The 22,115-nt window shown below is 70.6% G+C and carries 16 protein-coding genes, 2 pseudogenes and 1 riboswitch; of the genes and pseudogenes, 7 read left to right on the top strand and 11 right to left on the bottom strand.

Annotated elements, in window-relative coordinates; translation table 11 throughout:
- Nucleotides 1-149 precede the first annotated feature (149 nt).
- The 4 genes from ACZ5TL_RS37560 to ACZ5TL_RS37545 all read right to left on the bottom strand — a co-directional run bounded on the left by ACZ5TL_RS37560 (nucleotide 150) and on the right by ACZ5TL_RS37545 (nucleotide 4,957).
- Complete coding sequence (locus tag ACZ5TL_RS37560; RefSeq protein WP_468595267.1) at nucleotides 150-854, bottom strand: GntR family transcriptional regulator; 705 nt, start codon at nucleotides 852-854, stop codon at nucleotides 150-152.
- 189 nt (nucleotides 855-1,043) lie between these two features.
- Complete coding sequence (locus ACZ5TL_RS37555) at nucleotides 1,044-1,832, bottom strand: M23 family metallopeptidase (RefSeq protein WP_468595266.1); 789 nt, start codon at nucleotides 1,830-1,832, stop codon at nucleotides 1,044-1,046.
- A 12-nt stretch (nucleotides 1,833-1,844) separates the two neighbouring features.
- A riboswitch (cyclic di-AMP (ydaO/yuaA leader) is annotated at nucleotides 1,845-2,010 on the bottom strand.
- 191 nt (nucleotides 2,011-2,201) lie between these two features.
- Nucleotides 2,202-3,590, bottom strand: coding sequence for a M16 family metallopeptidase (locus ACZ5TL_RS37550; protein WP_468595265.1), 1,389 nt, complete (start codon nucleotides 3,588-3,590; stop codon nucleotides 2,202-2,204).
- On the bottom strand, nucleotides 3,587-4,957 hold the full coding sequence (locus ACZ5TL_RS37545) for a M16 family metallopeptidase (protein ID WP_468595264.1): 1,371 nt from the start codon (nucleotides 4,955-4,957) through the stop codon (nucleotides 3,587-3,589). The genes ACZ5TL_RS37550 and ACZ5TL_RS37545 overlap by 4 nt, the downstream gene beginning before the upstream one ends.
- Before the next feature lie 360 nt (nucleotides 4,958-5,317).
- Between ACZ5TL_RS37545 and ACZ5TL_RS37540 the strand changes: the two genes are divergently transcribed.
- Nucleotides 5,318-7,774 (top strand): DNA gyrase/topoisomerase IV subunit A, encoded by a 2,457-nt coding sequence (locus ACZ5TL_RS37540; protein ID WP_468595263.1) that lies wholly within the window; start codon nucleotides 5,318-5,320, stop codon nucleotides 7,772-7,774.
- Here ACZ5TL_RS37540 and ACZ5TL_RS37535 read toward each other — a convergent pair.
- Nucleotides 7,771-8,829, bottom strand: a complete 1,059-nt coding sequence (locus ACZ5TL_RS37535) for a CobW family GTP-binding protein (RefSeq protein ID WP_468595262.1) — start codon at nucleotides 8,827-8,829, stop codon at nucleotides 7,771-7,773. The two genes, ACZ5TL_RS37540 and ACZ5TL_RS37535, sit on opposite strands and share 4 nt — an antisense overlap.
- A 322-nt stretch (nucleotides 8,830-9,151) precedes the next feature.
- Here ACZ5TL_RS37535 and ACZ5TL_RS37530 point away from each other — a divergent pair, with 322 nt between their 5' ends.
- On the top strand, nucleotides 9,152-9,709 hold the full coding sequence (locus ACZ5TL_RS37530; protein ID WP_468595261.1) for a DUF6082 family protein: 558 nt from the start codon (nucleotides 9,152-9,154) through the stop codon (nucleotides 9,707-9,709).
- An 82-nt stretch (nucleotides 9,710-9,791) separates the two neighbouring features.
- Here ACZ5TL_RS37530 and ACZ5TL_RS37525 read toward each other — a convergent pair whose 3' ends face one another.
- On the bottom strand, nucleotides 9,792-10,067 hold the full coding sequence (locus ACZ5TL_RS37525; RefSeq protein WP_468595260.1) for a hypothetical protein: 276 nt from the start codon (nucleotides 10,065-10,067) through the stop codon (nucleotides 9,792-9,794).
- A 224-nt stretch (nucleotides 10,068-10,291) separates the two neighbouring features.
- Nucleotides 10,292-10,858, bottom strand: a pseudogene (locus ACZ5TL_RS37520) (citrate/2-methylcitrate synthase); the annotation flags it as partial.
- Here ACZ5TL_RS37520 and ACZ5TL_RS37515 point away from each other — a divergent pair.
- The 4 genes and pseudogenes from ACZ5TL_RS37515 to ACZ5TL_RS37500 form a co-directional block, all read left to right on the top strand.
- Nucleotides 10,847-11,689: pseudogene (locus tag ACZ5TL_RS37515) on the top strand (citrate/2-methylcitrate synthase); the annotation flags it as partial. The pseudogenes ACZ5TL_RS37520 and ACZ5TL_RS37515 sit on opposite strands and share 12 nt — an antisense overlap.
- A gap of 53 nt (nucleotides 11,690-11,742) precedes the next feature.
- Nucleotides 11,743-12,687, top strand: coding sequence for a sucrase ferredoxin (locus ACZ5TL_RS37510; RefSeq protein ID WP_468595259.1), 945 nt, complete (start codon nucleotides 11,743-11,745; stop codon nucleotides 12,685-12,687).
- A gap of 115 nt (nucleotides 12,688-12,802) precedes the next feature.
- A complete protein-coding gene (locus tag ACZ5TL_RS37505) occupies nucleotides 12,803-14,473 on the top strand; it encodes a sensor histidine kinase (RefSeq protein WP_468595258.1) in 1,671 nt (556 codons plus the stop codon).
- Nucleotides 14,473-15,153, top strand: coding sequence for a response regulator (locus ACZ5TL_RS37500; protein ID WP_468595291.1), 681 nt, complete (start codon nucleotides 14,473-14,475; stop codon nucleotides 15,151-15,153). The genes ACZ5TL_RS37505 and ACZ5TL_RS37500 overlap by 1 nt, the downstream gene beginning before the upstream one ends.
- A 382-nt stretch (nucleotides 15,154-15,535) precedes the next feature.
- Here the strand turns inward: ACZ5TL_RS37500 and ACZ5TL_RS37495 are convergent, their stop codons facing one another.
- From ACZ5TL_RS37495 to ACZ5TL_RS37485, 3 genes are all read right to left on the bottom strand, one after another.
- Nucleotides 15,536-17,128, bottom strand: a complete 1,593-nt coding sequence (locus ACZ5TL_RS37495) for a solute symporter family protein (RefSeq protein ID WP_468595257.1) — start codon at nucleotides 17,126-17,128, stop codon at nucleotides 15,536-15,538.
- The gene (locus tag ACZ5TL_RS37490) at nucleotides 17,125-17,685 is read right to left on the bottom strand and encodes a DUF485 domain-containing protein (RefSeq protein WP_468595256.1); all 561 of its coding nucleotides are present in this window, start codon (nucleotides 17,683-17,685) and stop codon (nucleotides 17,125-17,127) included. The genes ACZ5TL_RS37495 and ACZ5TL_RS37490 overlap by 4 nt, the downstream gene beginning before the upstream one ends.
- Before the next feature lie 335 nt (nucleotides 17,686-18,020).
- Nucleotides 18,021-20,144 carry a DNA gyrase/topoisomerase IV subunit B gene (locus ACZ5TL_RS37485; RefSeq protein ID WP_468595255.1) on the bottom strand — a complete coding sequence of 708 codons (2,124 nt, stop codon included), beginning with the start codon at nucleotides 20,142-20,144 and terminating at the stop codon, nucleotides 18,021-18,023.
- 441 nt (nucleotides 20,145-20,585) lie between these two features.
- Between ACZ5TL_RS37485 and ACZ5TL_RS37480 the strand changes: the two genes are divergently transcribed.
- On the top strand, nucleotides 20,586-20,816 hold the full coding sequence (locus ACZ5TL_RS37480) for a DUF7455 domain-containing protein (RefSeq protein ID WP_010034922.1): 231 nt from the start codon (nucleotides 20,586-20,588) through the stop codon (nucleotides 20,814-20,816).
- Between the two features lie 133 nt (nucleotides 20,817-20,949).
- Here the strand turns inward: ACZ5TL_RS37480 and ACZ5TL_RS37475 are convergent, their stop codons facing one another.
- The gene (locus ACZ5TL_RS37475; RefSeq protein ID WP_468595254.1) at nucleotides 20,950-21,774 is read right to left on the bottom strand and encodes a S1 family peptidase; all 825 of its coding nucleotides are present in this window, start codon (nucleotides 21,772-21,774) and stop codon (nucleotides 20,950-20,952) included.
- Nucleotides 21,775-22,115 lie beyond the last annotated feature (341 nt).

The raw sequence follows: 22,115 nt of genomic DNA, 5'->3' as shown, positions 1-22,115 counted from the left end.
CGGTGCGCCTATTCGGGCGCACACGGAAGGGCTCGTCCGAATTCATCGGGCGAGCCCTTCGCCATTACCGAGGCCGGTTGATTATCCGTGCCGGGGCAGCAGGAAATAAGCCCCCTGGAATTCCCTGCTCTTTGTATACGGCTGTCGTGTTAATGTCGCAGGCTCGCCGTGTTTACGGGATGTTGCGAGTTCCTCACACGCTCGGTGCGCTCGCCTCCCTCAGCGGCGGAGCCGAAGCGCAGGCGGTGCGCGGCCGTCGCGCGCTCGGTGTGCAGCGCCGTGACCGCCCGCGCGCGCTCGCCGTCCCCGCGCGCCACCGCGTCCACGATCGCGCCGTGCTCCGTCCACGACTCCACGGGGCTGGCCGGCACGTCCACGGCGTACATCCAGGCGATCTTGTGACGGAGCTGGGTGAGCATCGAGGTCAGAGCGGGGCTGCCGGAGGCCTGGGCGAGCGTCTCGTGGAACCAGCCGTCCAGGGAGCGCAGGTCGTCGCTGCTGCCCCGGCGGGCGCGCTCCTGGCCGAGCCGGACCAGCCCGCGCAGGACCTTCAAATGCGCCTCGGTGCGGCGCTGGGCGGCCCGGGCGGCACCGAGCGGCTCCAGCAGCATGCGCATCTCCAGCAGGTCGGCGGCCTCCTGCTCGGTGGGTTCGGCGACGCACGCGCCCGCGTGCCGCCGGGTCACCACGAAGCCCTCGGCCTCCAGGGTGCGCAGGGCCTCCCGGACGGGGACGCGCGAGACGCCGTAGCGGCGCGCGAGGAGTTCCTCGGTGAGCCGGCTGCCGCGCGCGTGGACACCCGCGACGATGTCGTCCCGGATGGCCGTGCACACCGAGTGCGCGGGAATACGCATGACCGACCTCCGTTTAATCCCCGTGAAACGTCGACGAGTGACGCGTGTTCCGTGACTCTATTGCAATGAGCCGGAATTTCCGACGGCAGCCCGGAATCCAGGGATATTTTTTGGACAACCGGCCGCCATGAACGCCGAAAGCCCCGGCTCGTGGAGCCGGGGCCTCGCGGAAACGGAGCGGTGTGCCCGTCAGAGGTTCACGCCGTGCGAGCGGAGATAGGCGACGGGGTCCATGTCCGAGCCGTACTCGGGGCTCGTGCGCGCCTCGAAGTGCAGGTGCGCGCCGGTGACGTTGCCGGTGGCGCCGGACAGGCCGATCTGCTGACCGGGGGTGACCTGCTGACCCACCGAGACGCCGACGGACGACAGGTGGCCGTACTGGGTGTACGTCCCGTCGTTCATCTTGATGACGACCTGGTTGCCGTAGGAACCACCCCAGCCGGCCTCGACGACCGTGCCCATGCCGACGGCTTGGACGGCGGTGCCGCTGGCGGCGTGGAAGTCGACGCCGGTGTGGCTGCCGGAGGACCAGACGGCGCCGCCGGCCTTGTAGCCGGTGGAGACGTACGAGCCCGCGATCGGGGACACGAAGGTGTTGAGGCGCTTGCGCTCGGCCTCACGGGCCGCGCGCTCCTTGGCCTCGCGGGCCTTCTCAGCCGCCTCCTTGGCCTTCTTGGCCGCCTCGGCGGCCCGCTCGCGGGCGGCCTCCTCGGCCTTCTTCTTGGCGGCGGCCTCTTCGGCCGCCTGCTTCTGGGCGAGAGCCTGCGCGTCGATCTGCTGGGCGACGGTGTCGCCCATGGTGACGACGGGTGTGAGGCCGGTCTGCTCGGGAGCGGGCTCGGCGGCGAAAGCGGCCGGGGCGGCCACACTGCCGATGACGCCGGTGGTGGCGAGGGCCGCGACGCCCGCCGCGCGGGCCGTGCCGCGCTGGATCCTGCTGGGACGACGGTGCTTCCCGGTGGCGCGCGTGAACGCCATGTGGTGGCTGGTCCTTTCCTTCCCTCTCGCCTACCGGGTTAGCTGACGGGTTCGGAGCAGGAAGGTCTCCTACGGACCCCCTCGCGGCTCGCGCGGGCGTCCGATTCACCCCAGGGACTGCGGTTGGGTCCCCGGCTCCCCTGGCTCGCGCCGTACGGGGACTCGGCGATGACTGTCCGGTGCCGCGGGTGCGGCGCACTGCCTGACGAACAGCCCGGATGACGCTAAGCGGCGGCACTTTCAATTCCCAAACGAATCCCGGCTTTTGTAGCGCATCCCACAGGGCAGACAGGCAACCTCCGTATCAATTCGGGCATAAAGGAGCCCTGGCGCCTTGGAAGACAACCAGGGCTCCTCCGCACGCGTGCCCTACTCGGCGGCGACGACCGCGACTTCGCCGATGCCGAGGGCCTCGACCGGGCCCTGGATCTGCGCCGCGTCACCGACGAGGACGGTCACCAGACGGTCCACCGGGAAGGCGCTGACGGCCGCCGCGGTGGCCTCCACGGTGCCGGTCGCGGCGAGCTGCCGGTACAGCGTGGCCTGGTAGTCGTCCGGCAGGTGCTGCTCGACCTGGTCCGCCAGCGTGCTCGCGACGGCCGCCGCCGTCTCGTACTTCAGCGGCGCCACGCCGACCAGGTTCTGCACGGCGACGTCCCGCTCGGCGTCGGTCAGGCCCTCGGCGGCGAGGGTGCGCAGCACCGTCCAGAGGTCCTGCAGGGCCGGTCCGGTGTTGGGCGTGTCCACGGAGCCGCTGATGGCCAGCATCGAGGCACCGGTCCCGTCCGGGGCGGACCTGAGGACCTGGGCGAACGAGCGCACGCCGTAGGTGTAGCCCTTCTCCTCGCGCAGGACGCGGTCCAGGCGGGAGGTGAGGGTGCCGCCGAGGCAGTACGTGCCGAGCACCTGGGCGGGCCACACCCGGTCGTGCCGGTCCGGGCCGACGCGGCCGATCAGCACCTGCGTCTGGACGGCGCCCGGGCGGTCCACGATGACGACCCGGCCCGTGTCGTCGGCGGTGACCGGCGGCACCGGGCGCGGCTCGGCCGAGGAGCCGGTCCACGACCCCAGGGTGTCGCCGAGCAGGGCGTCGAGGTCGATGCCGGTGAGGTCGCCGACGACCACGGCAGTGGCCGTGGCGGGCCTGACGTGCTTCTCGTAGAAGGCGCGTACGGCCGCGGAGTCGATCGCGGCGACCGTCTCCTCGGTGCCCTGCCGGGGCCTCGACATGCGCGAGCCCGCCGGGAACAGTTCCTTGGAGAGCTCCTTGGCGGCACGGCGGGAGGGGTTGGCCAGCTCGTGCGGGATCTCGTCGAGGCGGTTGCGGACCAGTCGCTCGACCTCGCTGTCCGCGAACGCGGGAGCCCTGAGGGCGTCGGCGATCAGGCCGAGTCCCTTGGCGAGCCGGGAGGCCGGTACCTCCAGGCTGAGCCGGACACCGGGGTGGTCGGCGTGTGCGTCGAGGGTGGCGCCGGCGCGCTCCAGCTCGGCGGCGAACTCCTCGGCGGAGTGCTTGTCGGTGCCCTCCGAGAAGGCCCGCGCCATGATCGTGGCCACACCGTCGAGGCCGGCCGGCTCGGCCTCCAGGGGCGCGTCCAGCAGCACCTCCACGGCGACGACCTGCTGTCCGGGGCGGTGGCAGCGCAACAGCGTCAGGCCGTTGCCGAGCGTGCCGCGCTCGGGGGCCGGGAAGGCCCAGGGCCGGGCCTCGCCCGCCTGCGGCCGGGGGTGGAAATCCATCGTGGCGAGCTCGGTCACTTGGCCGCCTCCTCGTTCTCGTCGCCGGCCGCGGCTGCGGTGTCCTCGGCCTCGTCGGTCTCGTCGGCGACGGGCTCGTAGACGAGCACCGCGCGGTTGTCGGGGCGCAGGCGGGCCTTGGCGACCTCCTGGACCTCCTCCGCCGTGACCTCCAGCACGCGCTGGACGGCGGTCAGGGCGAGCTGCGGGTCGCCGAACAGCACGGCGTACCGGCACAGTTCGTCGGCGCGGCCCGCGACCGTGCCGAGCCGGTCCAGCCACTCGCGCTCCAACTGGGCCTGGGCGCGCTCCATCTCCTCGGCCGTGGGGCCCTCCTCGGCGAACCGGGCGAGCTCCTCGTCGATGGCCGCCTCGATGACCGGGACCTCCACGTCGCCGGACGTCTTCACGTCCAGCCAGCCCAGGGAGGGTGCCCCGGCGAGCCGCAGCAGACCGAAACCGGCCGCCACGGCCGTGCGGTCGCGCCGCACGAGACGGTTGTAGAGGCGGGAGGACTCGCCGCCGCCGAGGACGGTGAGGGCCAGGTCGGCCGCGTCGCACGCGCGCGTGCCGTCGTGCGGCAGCCGGTAGGCGGCCATCAGGGCGCGCGCGGGAACCTCCTCCTCGACGACCTCGCGCAGCTGCTCGCCGATGGTCTCCGGCAGCGAGCCCTCACGCGGGGCGGGCTTGCCGTCGTGGCCGGGGATGGAGCCGAAGTACTTCTCGATCCAGACCAGGGTCTGCTCCGGGTCGATGTCGCCGACCACGGAGAGCACGGCGTTGTTCGGCGCGTAGTAGGTGCGGAAGAACGCCCGCGCGTCCTCCAGGGTCGCCGCGTCCAGGTCGGCCATCGAGCCGATCGGGGTGTGGTGGTACGGGTGACCCTCCGGATAGGCGAGAGCGGTCAGCTTCTCGAAGGCGGTGCCGTAGGGGACGTTGTCGTAGCGCTGGCGGCGCTCGTTCTTGACGACGTCGCGCTGGTTCTCCATCGACTCGTCGTCGAGGGCCGTGAGCAGGGAGCCCATGCGGTCGGCCTCCAGCCAGAGGGCGAGCTCCAGCTGGTGGGCGGGCATGGTCTCGAAGTAGTTGGTCCGCTCGAAGCTGGTGGTGCCGTTCAGCGAGCCGCCCGCGCCCTGGACGAACTCGAAGTGGCCGTTGCCCTTCACCTGGGCGGATCCCTGGAACATCAAGTGCTCGAAAAGGTGAGCCAGGCCGGTACGCCCCTTGACTTCGTGGCGCGAGCCGACGTCGTACCAGAGGCACACCGCCGCGACCGGGGTCAGGTGGTCCTCGGAGAGCACCACGCGCAGACCGTTGGCCAGGCGGTGCTCGGTCGCTGTCAGGCCCCCGGAGCCTGCCTGGGCTGTGGCCGTGTGACCCATGGGCATGTACGTCCCTTCGATCGCGGAGCGGTCTTCACAACCGCGGATTCCTGCCGGTCCTGCCACTGTATGCAAGCGCGCGAAGCGCTGGTGAAGTTCCCGGGCGGGGTACGCGGAGAGCAGACTCGCCGGCTGCCGGGGGACCGGGTGCGGCGGCCGGATGACGGGCCCTGGTCCCGGTTGTCAGTGCGGCGGTCCACAATGGTCGGCGTCAGATCCGGATCGCAGCAGCATGAGCGAGCCGCAGGGGCGGCCGGTGACGAGAGGGCGAGCGCGCCAAGGCCCGGAGGGCCGGGCACGATCGGCGTCCCGTCACCGACATGACGCCCCGAGGCGAGCGACCAGTAACAGGAGGAGCCGGCAGCGATGGCCCGCCGCAGCACGAAGACCCCGCCGCCCGACGACTCGTACGAGGAGAGGATCCTCGACATCGACGTCGTCGACGAGATGCAGGGCTCCTTCCTCGAGTACGCGTACTCGGTCATCTACTCCCGAGCCCTGCCGGACGCCCGTGACGGCCTCAAGCCGGTGCACCGCCGCATCGTCTACCAGATGAGCGAGATGGGCCTGCGCCCCGAGCGCGGGTACGTCAAGTGCGCCCGTGTCGTCGGCGAGGTGATGGGCAAGCTGCACCCGCACGGCGACGCGTCGATCTACGACGCCCTCGTGCGCATGGCCCAGCCCTTCTCGATGCGTGTCCCCCTGGTGGACGGGCACGGCAACTTCGGCTCGCTGGGCAACGACGACCCGCCGGCCGCCATGCGGTACACCGAGTGCCGGATGGCCGCGGCGACGAGTCTGATGACGGATTCGATCGACGAGGACACCGTCGACTTCAACCCCAACTACGACGGCCAGGAGCAGGAACCGGTGGCTCTGCCCGCCGCCTTCCCGAACCTGCTGGTCAACGGCGCCTCGGGCATCGCCGTCGGCATGGCCACGAACATGCCGCCGCACAACCTGCGCGAGGTCATCGCAGCCGCCCGGCACCTGATCCGGCACCCGAACGCCGATCTCGACGCCCTGATGAAGCACGTCCCCGGCCCGGACCTGCCGACGGGCGGCCGCATCGTCGGCCTGTCCGGCATCCGGGACGCCTACGAGGCGGGCCGCGGCACGTTCAAGATCCGCGCGACGGTGTCCGTGGAGCCCGTGACGGCCCGCCGCAAGGGCCTCGTCGTCACGGAGCTGCCCTTCACGGTCGGCCCGGAGAAGGTCATCGCCAAGATCAAGGACCTGGTCGGTTCGAAGAAGATCCAGGGCATCGCCGACGTCAAGGACCTCACCGACCGCGAGCACGGCCTGCGCCTGGTCATCGAGATCAAGAACGGCTTCGTGCCGGAGGCGGTCCTGGAGCAGCTCTACAAGCTGACGCCGATGGAGGAGTCCTTCGGCATCAACAACGTGGCCCTGGTCGACGGCCAGCCGCTCACGCTGGGCCTGAAGGAGCTGCTGGAGGTCTATCTCGACCACCGCTTCAACGTCGTACGGCGGCGTTCGGAGTTCCGCCGCGGCAAGAAGCGCGACCGGCTGCACCTGGTCGAGGGTCTGCTGACGGCCCTGCTGGACATCGACGAGGTCATCCGGCTGATCCGCTCCAGTGAGAACTCCGCGCAGGCGAAGCAGCGCCTGATGGAGCAGTTCTCGCTGAGCGAGGTGCAGACGCAGTACATCCTCGACACACCGCTGCGCCGGCTGACCAAGTACGACCGCATCGAGCTGGAGACGGAGAAGGACCGGCTCAGCGCCGAGATCGAGGAACTGACCCGGATCCTCGACTCGGACGCCGAGCTGCGCAAGCTGGTCTCCTCCGAACTGGCCACGGTCGCCAAGAAGTTCGGCACCGACCGGCGTACGGTCCTGCTGGAGTCGGGCGGCGCCCCGGTCGCCGCGGTACCCCTGCAGGTGGCCGACGACCCGTGCCGTGTGCTGCTGTCCTCGACGGGACTGCTGGCCCGTACGGCGAACGACGAGCCGTTCGCACAGGACGCCGGCGCCAAGCGCGTGAAGCACGACGTGATCCTCTCGGCGGTGCCGGCCACCGCCCGCGGCGAGGTGGGCGCGGTCACCTCGGCGGGCCGGCTGCTGCGGCTGAACGTGGTCGACCTGCCCCAGCTCCCGGAGCCGTTGCCGACGCCCAACCTCGCGGGGGGCGCCCCGCTGGCGGAGTTCGTCTCCCTGGAGGACGACGAGACGGTGGTGTGCTTGACGACGCTCGACGAGTCGTCGCCGGGCCTGGCGCTCGGCACGGCACAGGGCGTGGTCAAGCGCGTGGTGCCGGACTACCCGGCCAACAAGGAAGAGCTCGAGGTGATCACCCTCAAGGAGGGCGACCGGGTCGTCGGCGCCGTCGAGCTGCGCACCGGCGAGGAGGACCTGGTCTTCATCACCGACGACGCGCAGCTGCTGCGCTTCCAGGCGTCCCAGGTGCGCCAGCAGGGCCGGCCGGCGGGCGGTGTGGCCGGCATCAAGCTGTCCGAGGGCGCGAAGGTCATCTCCTTCACGGCGATCGACCCGGCGGTGGACGCCGCCGTCTTCACCATCGCGGGCTCGCGGGGCACGCTGGACGACTCGGTCCAGACGACGGCCAAGCTGACCCCGTTCGACCAGTACCCGCGCAAGGGCCGGGCCACCGGCGGTGTCCGCTGCCAGCGGTTCCTGAAGGGCGAGGACTGTCTGTCCCTGGCCTGGGCGGGTGCGGTCCCCGCCCGTGCCGCGCAGAAGAACGGCACCCCGGCCGACCTCCCGGACGTCGACCCGCGCCGTGACGGCTCGGGGGTGTCGCTGGCGAAGACGGTGGCGGTGGTGGCCGGGCCGGTCTAGGCCGGTTCCTCGGGATCCGACTCGGGATCGCGCACGTACCGCAGGACGCCCCACATGCCGTGTTCGTCGGCGTGTGGGGCGTCGCTCGTGCACGCCTGAAGCTCCTTGCCGAGAGCTGAGGCGTCGATGCCCGAGCCGATGAGGACCAGCTGGGTGAGCCGCTCCTCGCCGGCCGGCCAGGGCTCCGGGTAGAAACGCAGGAACCGTCCGACGGCATGGACGGCGTAGCGGTTACGGACGTCGTACGGCCCGAAGCCGACGTACCCCTTGATCCGGTACAGCCCCTCGGGCCGGCTGTCGAGGAACGCCATCAGCCGGCGCGGGTCGAGGGGCTCCGGCGAGACGAACGAGAGGCTGTCGTACGCGGTGTGCAGGTGCCCGGCGTGGTCGCCCGCGCCGTGTTCGTGGAGGTCGTCGAAGGACAGCTGCCCGATGCGTTCCTCGCTCGGCCGGCAGTCGAAGAGGAACTCGGGGTCGATCCGGCCGTACGTGGCCGGCACGACGGCGGCGCGGTCGACGAGGGACCGGACGAGGCCGAGGACGCGTTCGCCGTCCGCCGCCCGGTCGAGCTTGTTGACCACGACGAGGTCGGCCAGCGCGAGGTGCCGGTCGATCTCGGGATGCCGGGAACGGGTGTCGTCGAGCTCGGCGGCGTCGACGACTTCGACGAGCCCGCCGTAGACGATGCCCGGGTACTCGCTGGCGAGCAGCATGCGGACCAGTTCCTGCGGCTCGGCGAGACCGCTGGCCTCGATGACGATGGCGTCGATGCCGAGGGAGGGCTCCGCGAGCCGCTCCAGGTACGCGTCCAGCTCGCTCGCGTCGACGGCACAGCACAGGCAGCCGTTGCCGAGAGAGACGGTCGAGTCGCCGAGCGCTCCCGCCACGGCCATCGCGTCGATCTCCACGGCCCCGAAGTCGTTCACGAGGGCGCCGATCCTGCTGCCGCCGCTGCGGTGCAGAAGGTGATTGAGCAGCGTGGTCTTTCCCGAACCGAGGAATCCGGCCAGGACGACGACCGGGATCTGCTGCGGTTCCGGGCTCGGCTGACTCACCGTGCGACCTCTTTCACGCCGACGCGTGCACCGGCTCGCGTTGCCGGCACACGTACGAGATGGGGATGCCACCCCAGGATACGAGCCGTGAGAATCGCGACGAAGTGAACGATTGTTAGCAGCACTGGCGGGGCAGACGTTGGGCATGGCGCCGGTTTGTGCGACCCTCGCTTCCCTCCGTGCGCCTCCTCTCCGCCTCCCCGCCGATCAGAGCCGCTCGGCACTCTGGGAGACGGCAAGCGCCGCCACCGCTCGCCGGTCCCCTCCAGTCGACCCGCACCCCGACGACCGGCGGACACGGCCGCCTGAACCGGGGGTTGACATGGCCACACAGAGTTTTGGGATACGGGGACTGAGCGCCGCTGCCGCCGCCGGCCTGGGCATGGCGGCTGGCGCTCTCGTCGCCATGGCGGCGCAGCGGCAGGCTCTGGACGCTCTGCACGAGCGCCTGGAGGAGCTGGAACAGCGCGCACGGACGCAGCAGCGCGTCAATCTGGCTCGGCAGCAGCGTCAGCACTGGGAGTTGCTGAGCAAGGCGATGGACGACCCCGAACTCGCCGAGGTCCTGGACATATTCGAGCGGCCCGTCACCCCGGAGCGGCGCCGGCAGTATCTCTTCGCCAACGCGGTGTACACCAACCTGCTCTGCTACTACCGCATCGGCAACATGGGCAGGGACGAGTTCTTCAAGCACGTCCGGGGCATCTTCCAGAACCCGATCATGCGGGAGTACTGGTACGCGACACAGCAGCAGCGCGCGAGCCTGACAGGCACCGAGGAGGCGGAACTCGGCGAACTGGTCGACGACCTGCTCCTGCAACTCGACGAAGCGGACACCGACGAGTGGTGGGTGGTCGGCGAACCGCCCCCGGCCGACTGACGGGAGGGCCGGCCCGGCGTCGCTGACGTGTCGGGCCGGTCCCTGGTCACCCTGGGGCTCGCGGCCTCCAGGGCGTCGCCGCTCAGGCGTCCGGGATGTCCCTCTTCGCCTTGACGAGGGTTTCGCGTGTGATCACGACGATGCGTTCGTAGTCGGCGCGTGCGGCGTCGTCTGGAAGCTGGCCGTCCAGAGAGTCAGTGACATCGGTGCCGATGACGGCGAAGTTGCCGTCAGCGAGTTCAAAAATGTCGGGACATGTCCCACCACCAGTACTGCCTCGATAGCGTGGAGCGACACCAAGGCGGCGGATGATCTGACTCACTGTTGAATTCCCTCTGTTCTCAAGGCACGAGCGCATACGCCCGCTGCCGCGCGCGTAGCGGCATGTTCGCAGGTCTGAGCGCTACCGCTGGGCACCACGCCCACGGTTCAGCCCCGTGCCCCAAGGATGCAACGCGCCTTCGCGGGCCCTTTTTATCACCTGCGGGAGTGGCGCCACTCACACTCCGGAAGAACATCCCCAAGAGTGACGGAAGAAAGCAGAGAATCGATCATCAACCCGTTCTGAGCACTGTTGACCGCTTATGCGGTCGGCACCGGGGCCGGCGCCTCCGGCCCCACGTACCGCGCCACCGGCCGGATGATCTTCGTGTCCTCCGCCTGTTCCAGGATGTTGGCGCTCCAGCCCACCACGCGCGCGGCGGCGAAGGTCGGGGTGAACATCTCGCGGGGCAAGCCGCAGAGTTCCATGACCACGCCCGCGTAGTACTCGACGTTGGTGTGCAGTTCACGGCCGGGCTTCAGCTCCGCCAGGATCTCCTCGATGTGACGCTCGACCTCGACGGCGAAGTCCACCCGTGGCCCGCCGAACCCCTGGGCGACCTCGCGCAGCATCCGGGACCGCGGGTCCTCCGTGCGGTAGATCGCGTGCCCGAACCCCATGAGGCGCTCACCGGCGAGCACCCGCTGCCGCACCCACGAGTCGATACGGTCCGGCGTGCCGATCGCGTCCAGAGTGTCCAGCGCGCGACTCGGAGCGCCCCCGGGCAACGGCCCCGACAGTGCCGCCACCGCCCCGGCGAGGCACGCCGCCACGTCCGCGCCGGTCGACGCGATGACCCGGGCCGTGAAGGTTGACGCATTGAATCCGCGCTGCCCGAACACGCCGCGCCCACCGATCTGCTGCGGGTCGCGGCGATCGCCGCCGCGACCGCCGACCCGCTGCGCTTCGACCTGTCCGACGACGCCGTCCTCGGCACGGCGCGCACCCTCATCCCCACGCTCGTCGCCGCCCTGCCGCCGGCGGGACACGTCCGCCGCGACACGGGCCCGCTGGCCCACCGCCTGTGGAACCGGCTGTGCTGCCGGGACCCCGACGAGGCGTCCCTGCGCGCCCTGGACACCGCCCTCGCCCTCCTGGTCGATCACGACCTGGCCGCCTCCACGCTCGCGGTGCGCGTCGCCGCGTCGGCGCGAGCCCACGCCTACGCGGCGGTCTCCGCCGGGCTCGGCGTCATCGAGGGGCCGCTGCACAGCGCGGCCAGCGGACTCGCTCACCGGCTGCTGCAGGACGTCCTCGACCAGGGCGCCTCGGCCCCCGTGATCGCGGCCGAACTGCGCGCCGGACGCCGTATCCCGGGCCTCGGCCACCGGCTCTACCGGGGCGAGGACCCACGCGCGCGTGCCCTGTTCGCGGTCCTGGAGGACATCCCCGCCGCCGAGCCCGCCCTCCTCGCGGCCCGTGACATCGTGGAGACCACCGCCCGCCACACCCCGCTGCACGCCAACGTCGACCTGGCGCTCGCCGTGCTCACGGCCTCCTGCGGCATGCCCCCGACCGCGGGCGAGACGATCTTCGCCGTGGCCCGCACGGCGGGCTGGATCGCCCACGCCCTCGAGGAGTACGGCGAACGCCCGCTGCGCATGCGCCCGAGCGGTCTCTACGCCGGTCCGAAGCCGCCTCAGCCACTGCCGGAGTAGATCGGGGCGGGGCCGAAGTGAGCTGCGGCCCGACTCAGGTTAGGCTCACCTCTGTGAGTACGTGCTCAAGCGTCTCCCGGGACTCCGACGAGCCCGTTTCGGGAACCGCGGCCACCGCGAGGACCTGGCTGTTGCTGGAACAGCCCGGTCCGTGGGGTGCCAAGGCGCTCACCTCGAGCCACCTGGACCCCGCGCTGGGACGTGCCCTTGAGGCGGCCGCCAAGGACACGGGCGTACGTATCGTGCTGATCCGCCGCCCCGGGCGCCACGCGGACCGCCGTACGCCCGCCGCCCGCCGGGTGTTCGCGGCCCACATCGTTCCGGGGAACGTGTGGCTGCGCAGCGCCACGACCTCGGATCCCGGGCAACTGCTCGACCTCGACTTCGCCGCGCTCGGGCGGGGCGACCACGCCACCTTCGACGCGGTGCTGGGCGGACGGCCCCACGACGGTGATCCGCTCGCCCTCGTCTGCACCAACGGCAAGCGCGACCGCTGCTGTGCCCTCCTCGGCCGGCCCCTCGCCACCGAACTGGCGACCTCCGGGGTGGAGGGCGTCTGGGAGGTCACCCATCTGGGTGGGCACCGCTTCTCCCCGACGGTGCTCGTGCTGCCGTACGGATACGCGTACGGCCGGGCCGAGGCACACACCCTCAAGGAGGTCCTGCACAGCGCCCGGGAGGGACGGATCGTCGTGGAGGGGTGCCGGGGCAGCTCGGCCTGGGAACGGCCCGGCCAGGCGGCCGAACTCGCCGTGCGCACCAGAACCGGCGAATACGCCGCGGAGGCACTGAGCGTCGTACGGACGGCCGGCTCGGCCACGGGCTGGGAGGTGACCGTAGCCCACGCCGACGGGCGCCGCTGGCAGGTCGACGTGGCCCAGGGCGCCGCCCTGCCGCCCCGTGCCGAGAGCTGCGGCGCGTCCGTGCTCGGTTCACCCGCCCGGATGGACGTGGTGGCCGTGCGCGAGGTGAGGGTGACGACAGCACTGGCGAGCTGACCGTCCCGTCTCCTCCGTCCCCGGCGGGCGTGGACACGGCCTACGCACATATGGATCAAGAGATCCACACCACACCCGTTACGGCAGCCTCGCGGCCGCACGTACCTTCTTGGGTATGAGCCCCACTCCCCCCGCGCGCCGCCTGCGCCTCGGCCTGCCGCGGCGGGTGTTCTCGCAGGTGCTGCTGATGCAGGTGGCGATCGCCGCGGGAGTCGCGGTCCTTGCGACCGGGCTGTTCCTCGCGCCCCTGAGCAACCAGCTGGACGACCAGGCGATGCGCCGCGCGCTCGCCATCGCGCAGACCACAGCGCAGCAGCCGCGCCTCGTGGAGGAAGTGAGGGACACGCCTCCCTCGCCGAACGGTCCGGTGCAGCAGGAGGCGGAGCGGATCCGGAGGGCCACCAAAGCCGAGTACGTCGTGGTGATGGACTGGCGCGGCGTGCGCTGGTCCCACACCGACCCGAAGCAGATCGGCGGCATCGTCTCGACCGACCCCGGGCAGGCCCTGGCCGGCAAGGAGGTCATGGAGATCGACAGTGGCACCCTGGGCCGCTCCGCCCGGGGCAAGGTGCCGCTGCGCGACAGCGACGGCACCGTCGTCGGCGCGGTCTCGGTGGGCATCGCCTACGACAGCGTCCGGGCCCGGCTGATCCACGCGATCCCGGGGCTGCTCGTGTACGCCGGCGGCGCCCTCGCCGTCGGCGCGCTGGCCGCCTGGCTCATCTCCCGGCGGGTCCAGCGGCAGACCAGGGACCTGGCCTTCTCCGACATCGCGGCGCTCCTGTCGGAACGCGAGGCGATGCTGCACGGCATCCGGGAGGGCGTCGTCGCCCTGGACCGCACCGGCCGCGTCCGCCTCGTCAACGACGAGGCACAGCGCCTGCTGGGCATCGGGGAGGCAGTGGTGGGCCGTACCCCCGACGAGGCGCTCGGCGCGGGCCGTACGGCCGACGTGCTGGCCGGACGCGTCACCGGCACGGATCTGCTCACCGTGCGGGGCCACCGGGTGCTGGTCGCCAACCGCATGCCCACCGACGACGGTGGTGCCGTGGCCACCCTGCGCGACCGCACCGAGCTGGAGCAACTGGGCCGCGAACTCGACTCCACCCGCGGTCTGATCGATGCCCTGCGCGCCCAGGACCACGAGCACGCCAACCGGATGCACACCCTTCTGGGGCTGCTCGAACTGGAGATGTACGACGACGCCGTCGAGTTCGTCGGCGAGGTGGTCGGTGATCACCGGGCCACCGCTGAGCAGGTCACCGAGCGGATCGAGGATCCGCTGCTGGCCGCCCTGCTGGTCGGCAAGGCGACCGTCGCGGCCGAGCGGGGCGTCGCCCTGTGGGTGTCGGACCGGACCCGGCTGCCCGACCGTCTGATCGACCCCCGGGGGCTCGTCACCGTCGTCGGAAACCTGGTGGACAACGCCCTCGACGCCGTGGCGGGCGAGCCGCACGCGCGCGTGGAGGTCGAACTGCGCGGCGAGGGCCGCACGGCGGTTCTCCGGGTACGTGACACGGGTCCGGGAATTCCGCCCGAGCACCAGGAGTTGATCTTCACCGAGGGATGGTCCACGAAGAAGCCGCCGGCCCACCGCGAGCGGGGCATCGGCCTCCCCCTGGTGCGCAGGCTCGCCGAGCGGCAGGGCGGAAGCGCGACCGTCGGCGAGGCGCACGGCGGGGGCGCGGAGTTCACCGTCGTCCTGCCCGAAGCGCTGGCCGAGGCGGGCCCCGAACCGGCCCTGACCGCACCGTCCGTACCGCAGACCGTCAAGGAGGAGCCGTGATGATCGAGGTCCTGGTCGTGGACGACGACACGAGGGTCGCGCGGGTCAACGCCGCCTACGTCGAGAAGGTGCCGGGCTTCCATGTCGCGGCCCAGGCCCACAGCGCCGCGGACGCGCTGCACCGGCTGGAGACGCTGCCCCGGCTCGACCTGGTGCTCATGGACCACTACCTGCCCGACCACACGGGTCTCGAGGTCGTCCAGGAGATGCGGCGGCGCGGCCACCAGACCGACGTGATCATGGTGACGGCGGCCCGGGACGTGTCCACCGTGCAGGCGGCGATGCGGCAGGGCGCGCTGCAGTACCTGGTCAAGCCGTTCGCCTTCCCCGGGCTGCGCGCCAAGCTGGAGGCGTACGCGGAGCTGCGCCGCACCCTCGACGGCGGCGGGGAGGCCGAGCAGGCCGAGGTGGACCGGATCTTCGGAGCGCTGTCGGCACCGTCGGAGCCCGACCTGCCCAAGGGCCACTCCCCCACCACGGCCGAACTGGTCCGCCAGTCCCTGATGAACGCCGACGGGCCGCTGTCCGCCCAGGAGATCGCCGAGCGGACCGGGGTGAGCCGCCAGACCGCGCAGCGGTATCTGAAGCTCCTGGAGCGCACGGGGCGGGCCAGGCTCACCCTCAAGTACGGCGACGCGGGCCGCCCGGAACACCGTTACGTGTGGGCGACCCGCGCCTAGGCGGTCAACTCGAGGCCGTCTCGGCCATCTCGGCCATCTCATCGAGTTGAGCATCTTGATGTGCGGACCAAGAACATCGGTGAGCGGGTTGATGACCTCGGCTCGGGCGAGCGCCTCCCACCGTCCGAGGACTCCGACCCGGAGTAGGGCCCTGACGAGGTCGATCGAGACCTTCCGCGTGCGGGCGGCACCGGGCGCGCGAGTGTGCACGGTCCGTGGCCTCGGCCGTCTCCCGGGGCCGGGGACCGATGAACTCAGGCGACGACACGGGCGGATCCCCTCTCGCGGATGATGCGCACCTCTTCACCGAGGGGCTCACCGATCTCGCGGTGGATCTCTGTGAACCGCGGCTCCAGGCGCACGGCCCTGCGTGGCACCGCCCCTACGCCGCTCCCGCTCCGGTCAGCGACCGCACCTCGGTCTCCGCGTGCTTGGCCTCGTCCGGGGCCTCCGGGGAGGCGACCGTGCCCAGCCAGCCCGCGAGGAAGCCCAGAGGGATCGAGACCAGGCCCGGGTTCTGCAGCGGGAAGTACTGCAGGTCGACGCCTGGGAACAGCGAGTCGGGACTGCCCGAGACCACCGGCGACAGCACCACGAGCACCACGGCCGGAACCAGACCGCCGTAGACGGCCCACACGGCGCCGCGGGTGGTGAATCCGCGCCAGAACAGGGAGTAGAGCAGCACCGGGAGGTTCGCCGACGCGGCGACGGCGAAGGCCAGGCCCACCAGGAACGCGACGTTGAGATCCCGCGCCAGCAGACCGAGGCCGATCGCCACCACCCCGACCCCGACGGCCGCGATCCGTGCCACGGCCACCTCGCTGCGCGGTTTCCCGCCCTTGCGCCTCAGGGACGCGTACAGGTCGTGGGCGACTGACGCCGAGGACGCGAGCGTGATGCCGGCGACCACGGCGAGGATCGTGGCGAAGGCGACCGCAGCGACGATCGCGAAGAGAACCGTTCCCCCCGTGGACCCGGCACCACCGCCCAGGTCCAGTGCCAGCAGCGGAACCGCCGTGTTCCCGGCCGCATTCGACCCGCGGACCGCGTCCGGCCCCACAAGGGCGGCCGCGCCGAAGCCGAGCACGATCGTCATCAGGTAGAAGCCACCGATGAGCCCGACCGCCCAGACGACCGAGCGGCGCGCGGCCCGCGCGGTGGGCACGGTGTAGAAGCGGGACAGAATGTGCGGCAGCCCCGCCGTACCCAGCACCAGAGCTAGCCCCAGGCTGATGAAGTCGAAGCGGGCGGTCCAGTCCCCGCCGTACTTCAGGCCCGGCGCCAGGAAGGCCTCCCCGTGCCCGCTGCGCTCGGCCGCGGTGAGCAACAGCCGGTCCAGGTCGCCGTGGAAGCGCATCAGGACGAGCACCGTCAGCGTGATGGTGCCGCCGAGCAGCAGCACGGCCTTGACGATCTGGATCCACGTGGTCGCCCGCATCCCTCCCAACGACACGTAGATCACCATCAGCGCGCCGACCCCGATGACGGTCCAGGCCCGCGCCGCCCCGCTCGTGCCCCCGAGCAGCAGCGCCACCAGGCTGCCCGCACCGACCATTTGCGCCACCAGATACAGAACGGACACGGTGACCGAGGAAGTTCCCGCCGCGATCCGAACCGGTCGCTCCCTCATCCGTGCCGCCACCACATCGGCGAGCGTGAACCGGCCGCAGTTGCGCACCAGTTCGGCCACGAGGAACAACACCACCAGCCAGGCCACCAGGAAGCCCACGACATACAGCAGCCCGTCGTAGCCGAACAGCGCGATGAGCCCGGTGACCCCCAGGAAGGAGGCGGCCGACATGTAGTCGCCCGCGATGGCAAAACCGTTCTCCATCGGTGAGAACAGCCGCCCACCCGCATAGAACTCCTCCGCCGAACCGCGCCGGTTACGGCTCACCCACGTCGTGATCCCCAGCGTGACCGCGACGAACGCGCTGAACAGCAGCAGCGCCAGCGTCTGATGCTCACCCGTCACGAGACACCTCCGTTCACTCCGCGTGTCAGTTCCTGGGTGTCCCAGCGCAGTTCGAGCGCCGCCCGGTCCCTGCGCAGCCGCGCATGCCGTGCGTACGCCCAGGTGAACAGGAACGTGGTCAGGAACTGCCCGAGCCCCGCGACCATCGCCACGTTCACCGCTCCCGCCACCGGCCGGGCCATCAGCTCCGGCGCGGTCGTGGCAGCCACCACGTAGCCCAGGTACCAGACGAAGAAGGCCACGAAGGCCGGCACCACGAACCTCCGGTATCGCCGCCTGACTTCCTGGAAGGCCGCGCTGCGCTGCACCTCCAGGTACACATCGGCCGCCGCTGCCCCGGTCCCGTCCTCCCTTCGCGCCGACGGCACCGCCGCCGGAGCGGGTGTTCCGGCACCGGCCGACTCGCCCCAGCCGGAGGCGAGGGCGTCGTACCAGGGATCGTCGTACCTCAGCTGTCCGGCCTCCTCGGCCGGGACCGGGTCATGACCGTCGAGGGGCTCGACCCGACTCTCCTGACCGGCCCTGCTTCCGCGGGGACGGCCCTTGCTTGGCTGCATGCCCAAGGATGGACAGAACGGGAAGATCCCTGACTCTTCTTCCCCAAGCTCTTCACCCCATCAGGTGACTCAACCCGCTGGTGGCCGCACGAGCCCCTTCCCGCGGGCGTAACGCACCGCCTCTGCGCACGGCCGCCCCCTTGGCCCCTGTCAGCCCGGGCCCACCCACACCAGGACCCAGGGCTCGCAAGCCGGCGGAGCGGGGTGCCGCAGCGGCCACCGGCGGCAGCTGAGCCAGGCACCCGCCCCCGACCGGCACCCGGCCCCACTCAGATCACCAGCACCCCAGCCCGGCCGCCAAGCCCACCCTGTCCGGCAATAGCCCAGCGCAGCGGCTACGCGTCGATCCGCGACCGGTCCAGCGTGGCCGCCGAGTTGGAGATGAACTCCTTGCGCGGCGCCACATCGTTACCCATCAGCAGATCGAAGACCTGCTCGGCGGCCTCCAGGTCGGAGAGGTTGATCCGGCGCAGGGTGCGGTGGCGCGGGTCCATGGTCGTCTCGGCCAGCTGGTCCGCGTCCATCTCGCCAAGACCCTTGTAGCGCTGGATCGAGTCCTTGTAACGGATGCCCTTGCTCTGGAACTCCATGAGCTTGTCCCGCAGCTCGCGGTCCGAGTACGTGTAGACGTACCTGTCCTGGCCCTTCTTCGGCTGGACGATCTCGACGCGGTGCAGCGGCGGCACCGCCGCGAAGACCCGGCCGGACTCGACCATGGGCCGCATGTAGCGGTGGAAGAGGGTCAGGAGCAAGGTGCGGATGTGCGACCCGTCGACATCGGCGTCGGTCATCATGATGATCTTGCCGTAGCGGGCCGTGTCGATGTCGAAGGTCCGGCCCGAGCCGGCTCCTATGACCTGGATGATCGCGCCGCACTCGACGTTCTTCAGCATGTCCGTCACGGACGACTTCTGGACGTTGAGGATCTTGCCCCGGATCGGCAGCAGCGCCTGGAACTCGGAGTTCCGGGCGAGCTTCGCCGTACCGAGCGCGGAGTCGCCCTCCACGATGAACAACTCGCTGCGGTCGACGTCGTCGCTGCGGCAGTCGGCGAGCTTGGCCGGCAGCGAGGAGGACTCCAGGGCCGTCTTCCGGCGCTGCGCGTCCTTGTGCTGCCGGGCGGCGATGCGTGTACGGGCCGCGGCGACGGCCTTCTCCATCACGACGCGGGCCTGCTGGGCGGCGTCCCGCTTCGTGGACGTCAGGAACGCCTTGAGTTCCTTGCTGATCACGTTGTTCACGATGCGGCGGGCCGCCGAGGTCCCGAGGACCTCCTTGGTCTGACCTTCGAACTGGGGCTCCGCGAGGCGCACGGTGACGACCGCGGTCAGGCCCTCCAGGGCGTCGTCCTTGACGACGTCGTCCTCGGCGACGCGCAACAGCTTCTTGGCGCGCAGCACCTCGTTCATCGTGTTGGCCACGGCCTGCTCGAAGCCGGCGACGTGCGTACCGCCCTTGGGGGTGGCGATGATGTTCACAAACGACTTCAAGGTCGTGTCGTACCCCGTGCCCCATCGCATCGCGACGTCGACATCGAGCTCACGGGTGACCTGGGTGGGGGTCATCTGGCCGTGCTCGTCCAGGACCGGGACGGTCTCCCTGAAGGTGCCCTGACCGGAGAACCGGAGGACATCGCAGACCGGCTTGTCGGTGGCCAGGTACTCGCAGAACTCGCTGATCCCGCCATCGAAGCGGAAGGACTCCTCGCCCTTGCTGCCGCCCTCGCCGAGTCCGTACTCGTCGCGCACGACGATGGTCAGGCCGGGCACCAGGAACGCGGTCTGGCGGGCGCGCTGGTGCAGGTTCTCCAGGGAGAGCTTGGCGTCCTTGAGGAAGATCTGGCGGTCGGCCCAGTACCGCACGCGCGTGCCGGTGCGGGTCTTCGGGATCTTCTTGGCCTTGCGCAGACCACTCTTGGCCTCGAACTTCGCGTCCGCGCCGGTGGCGGCGAAGGCCCCGGGGACACCGCGCCGGAAGCTGATCGCGTGGGTGTGCCCACCGCGGTCCACCTCGACGTCCAGGCGGGCGGACAGGGCGTTCACCACGGAGGCGCCGACGCCGTGCAGACCGCCGGATGCGGCGTACGAGCCGCCGCCGAACTTGCCGCCGGCGTGCAGCTTGGTCATGACGACCTCGACACCGGAGAGGCCGGTCTTGGGCTCGACGTCGACCGGGATGCCCCGGCCGTTGTCCCGGACCTCGACCGAGCCGTCGTCCTGGAGGATCACCTCGATGTGGTCGCAGTAGCCGCCGAGGGCCTCGTCGACGGAGTTGTCGATGATCTCCCAGAGGCAGTGCATCAGGCCACGGCTGTCGGTCGACCCGATGTACATACCGGGGCGCTTGCGCACGGCCTCGAGCCCCTCAAGGACGAGCAGGTGCCGCGCGGTGTAATTGGAACCGTCCCGGTCTGCTCCTGCCAGCAGAGCTGTGGACGGCACGGACGTTTCGGCGGTCACGCGGTTCGCTCCTCGCTGAATTTCAGATGGGGCCCTCATGGGTAAGGGCACGGCTTCAGTCACCGGTGAGAGGGTACCGAGGCCTGGTAGAGCCGTTGTAACGCCACCCTCGTCGGAAACTCACCCTAGTCCAGCCTCGCATGCTTGTTCGATCCCTCGATGGAGTGAAGTCCACATCACGTTCCCTTCCAGGCATGAACCATTTAGGCTCCGGGCACGTCCTCATGAACAACCGGCAACCCAGCCGGGAGGACCGACCACCGATACAACGCGAAGCCCCGTAAGACACATAGACACGCAATACGGCACATTCGCCGCCAACCGGCAGCAGACAGCCGCCTCGCAAAGATTTTTCGAGGAAAAGCCACGAGCGGGAACGTTTTCGGGCTGGTTGGATGTTGACCCTGGTACGACAGCTCGTCGAGCTAGAGAAGAGGCGACGTGACTACTGTTCTGACCCCTGCGAGCCAGTTGACGGCCGCTGATCGCTGCGACCGCTGCGGCGCCCAGGCGTACCTGCGCGTCGTCCTGCTCAGCGGCGGAGAGCTGCTCTTCTGCGCCCACCACGGGCGCAAGTTCGAGCCGGAACTCAAGAAGATCGCCGCTGAGATACAGGACGAGACGGAGCGGCTGACGTCCGCTCCCGCGACCGCCTCCGAAGAAGAGCGCTGACACCTCGCGTCCGACGACGAGCCAGCACGGCACAGGCCGGTGAACGGGCGGCTGCCTCTACCTCCAGAGGCAGCCGCCCGTCCTCGTCTGCACCCGCCTGCTCAGGCCCCGCCGAGCACCTCTCCCGGCCTTGTCACGCCCTGGCCCAGCCGAGCGTCCGCATGATGTCGGACACCCGCATGTACACCCCGGGGCTTCCGGCCCGCCCGCAGCCGATCCCCCAGGAAACCAGCCCGATCAACCGCCCCCGGGCCACCAGCGGCCCCCCGCTGTCGCCCTGACAGGCGTCCCGGCCCCCCTCCGCCTCCCCGGCACAGAGCATGCTCCTGGCCTCGTAGGTGCCGTCGGCCCCTCCCGGATACGCCTCCTCGCAGAGAGCATCGGGGAGCACGCGCACGCGAGCCGCCCGCAGAGTGTCCGGGTACTCGCCGGCACCCGAGGTGTCGCCCCACCCGTACACAGTCGCCGTTTCGCCCACCGCGTAGGCCGGGTCACCGTCAGCCGCCATGGCGATGACCGAGTCGGCGGGCAGAGGTTCGGCCAGGGTGAGGACGGCGAAGTCCCCGGAGTTGCTGACACCGTCGTACGCCGGGTTCACCCAGGTGCGGCGCACGGCGACCTCCCGGCCGCCGCGGTCCGAGAGCAGGTCGGTGCGCCCCGCTATGACCTTCAGATCCCGCGCACGCTCCGGCGGCCCGCCGAGGACGTTCCGGTCGAGGCAGTGGGCGGCTGTGAGAACGGTGCTGCGCCCGACCACCACCCCCCCGCAGAACTGCCCGGCGCGCGTCTCCCCGAACCGGTCACGACTCGATAGGGCGACCGTCCAGGGGCTCTGAGACGCATTGACGGGGAATCCCCCAATGACCACACTGTCGGCGGCCACAGGGGTGCTGGAGCCCATACACACGGCGGACAGCGTGGCTGCCAGGGACAGGATCAGGGCAAGGCGACGGCGCATACACATTCTCCTCACTCCGTGTTGTCGGTGAGACACCCAGAGTGATCCACCCCGGGGCCGCTCGCACCCGGGGCCGGGCAGCACGGCGAAGGCCCGGCCCCCTGAGGGGACCGGGCCTTCCGCGTCGTACGAGGGACTAACCGGGACTAGTCGAGGTAGTCGCGCAGTATGGATGGGTGAGCGCTGTGCTTGGCGTGCATACACGCAGGCCGCTTGCAAGCGTGTACCTGGAAATATCTTGGGTTAAGTGGACGTTAAGTCCGATCTTTCCTGGTTCGCGATCACTCGATCGTGGTACTGATGGCTGCGCGGGGCATGTGGTGAGCATGTCCATGTTGAGA

The sequence above is a fragment of the Streptomyces sp. NPDC033136 genome (genome assembly GCF_055578235.1).
Note: the sequence above shows the minus strand (reverse complement) of the source record. Positions and strands in the feature narration are given on the sequence as shown.

What these genes read in the sequence shown, in the direction of transcription:
- ACZ5TL_RS37560 (WP_468595267.1), bottom strand. Translation starts at nt 854, where the DNA reads ATGCGTATTCCCGCGCACTCGGTGTGCACGGCCATCCGGGACGACATC.
- ACZ5TL_RS37555 (WP_468595266.1), bottom strand. Translation starts at nt 1,832, where the DNA reads ATGGCGTTCACGCGCGCCACCGGGAAGCACCGTCGTCCCAGCAGGATC.
- ACZ5TL_RS37545 (WP_468595264.1), bottom strand. Translation starts at nt 4,957, where the DNA reads ATGCCCATGGGTCACACGGCCACAGCCCAGGCAGGCTCCGGGGGCCTG.
- ACZ5TL_RS37540 (WP_468595263.1), top strand. Translation starts at nt 5,318, where the DNA reads ATGGCCCGCCGCAGCACGAAGACCCCGCCGCCCGACGACTCGTACGAG.
- ACZ5TL_RS37530 (WP_468595261.1), top strand. Translation starts at nt 9,152, where the DNA reads ATGGCCACACAGAGTTTTGGGATACGGGGACTGAGCGCCGCTGCCGCC.
- ACZ5TL_RS37525 (WP_468595260.1), bottom strand. Translation starts at nt 10,067, where the DNA reads ATGCGCTCGTGCCTTGAGAACAGAGGGAATTCAACAGTGAGTCAGATC.
- ACZ5TL_RS37505 (WP_468595258.1), top strand. Translation starts at nt 12,803, where the DNA reads ATGAGCCCCACTCCCCCCGCGCGCCGCCTGCGCCTCGGCCTGCCGCGG.
- ACZ5TL_RS37500 (WP_468595291.1), top strand. Translation starts at nt 14,473, where the DNA reads ATGATCGAGGTCCTGGTCGTGGACGACGACACGAGGGTCGCGCGGGTC.
- ACZ5TL_RS37490 (WP_468595256.1), bottom strand. Translation starts at nt 17,685, where the DNA reads ATGCAGCCAAGCAAGGGCCGTCCCCGCGGAAGCAGGGCCGGTCAGGAG.
- ACZ5TL_RS37475 (WP_468595254.1), bottom strand. Translation starts at nt 21,774, where the DNA reads ATGCGCCGTCGCCTTGCCCTGATCCTGTCCCTGGCAGCCACGCTGTCC.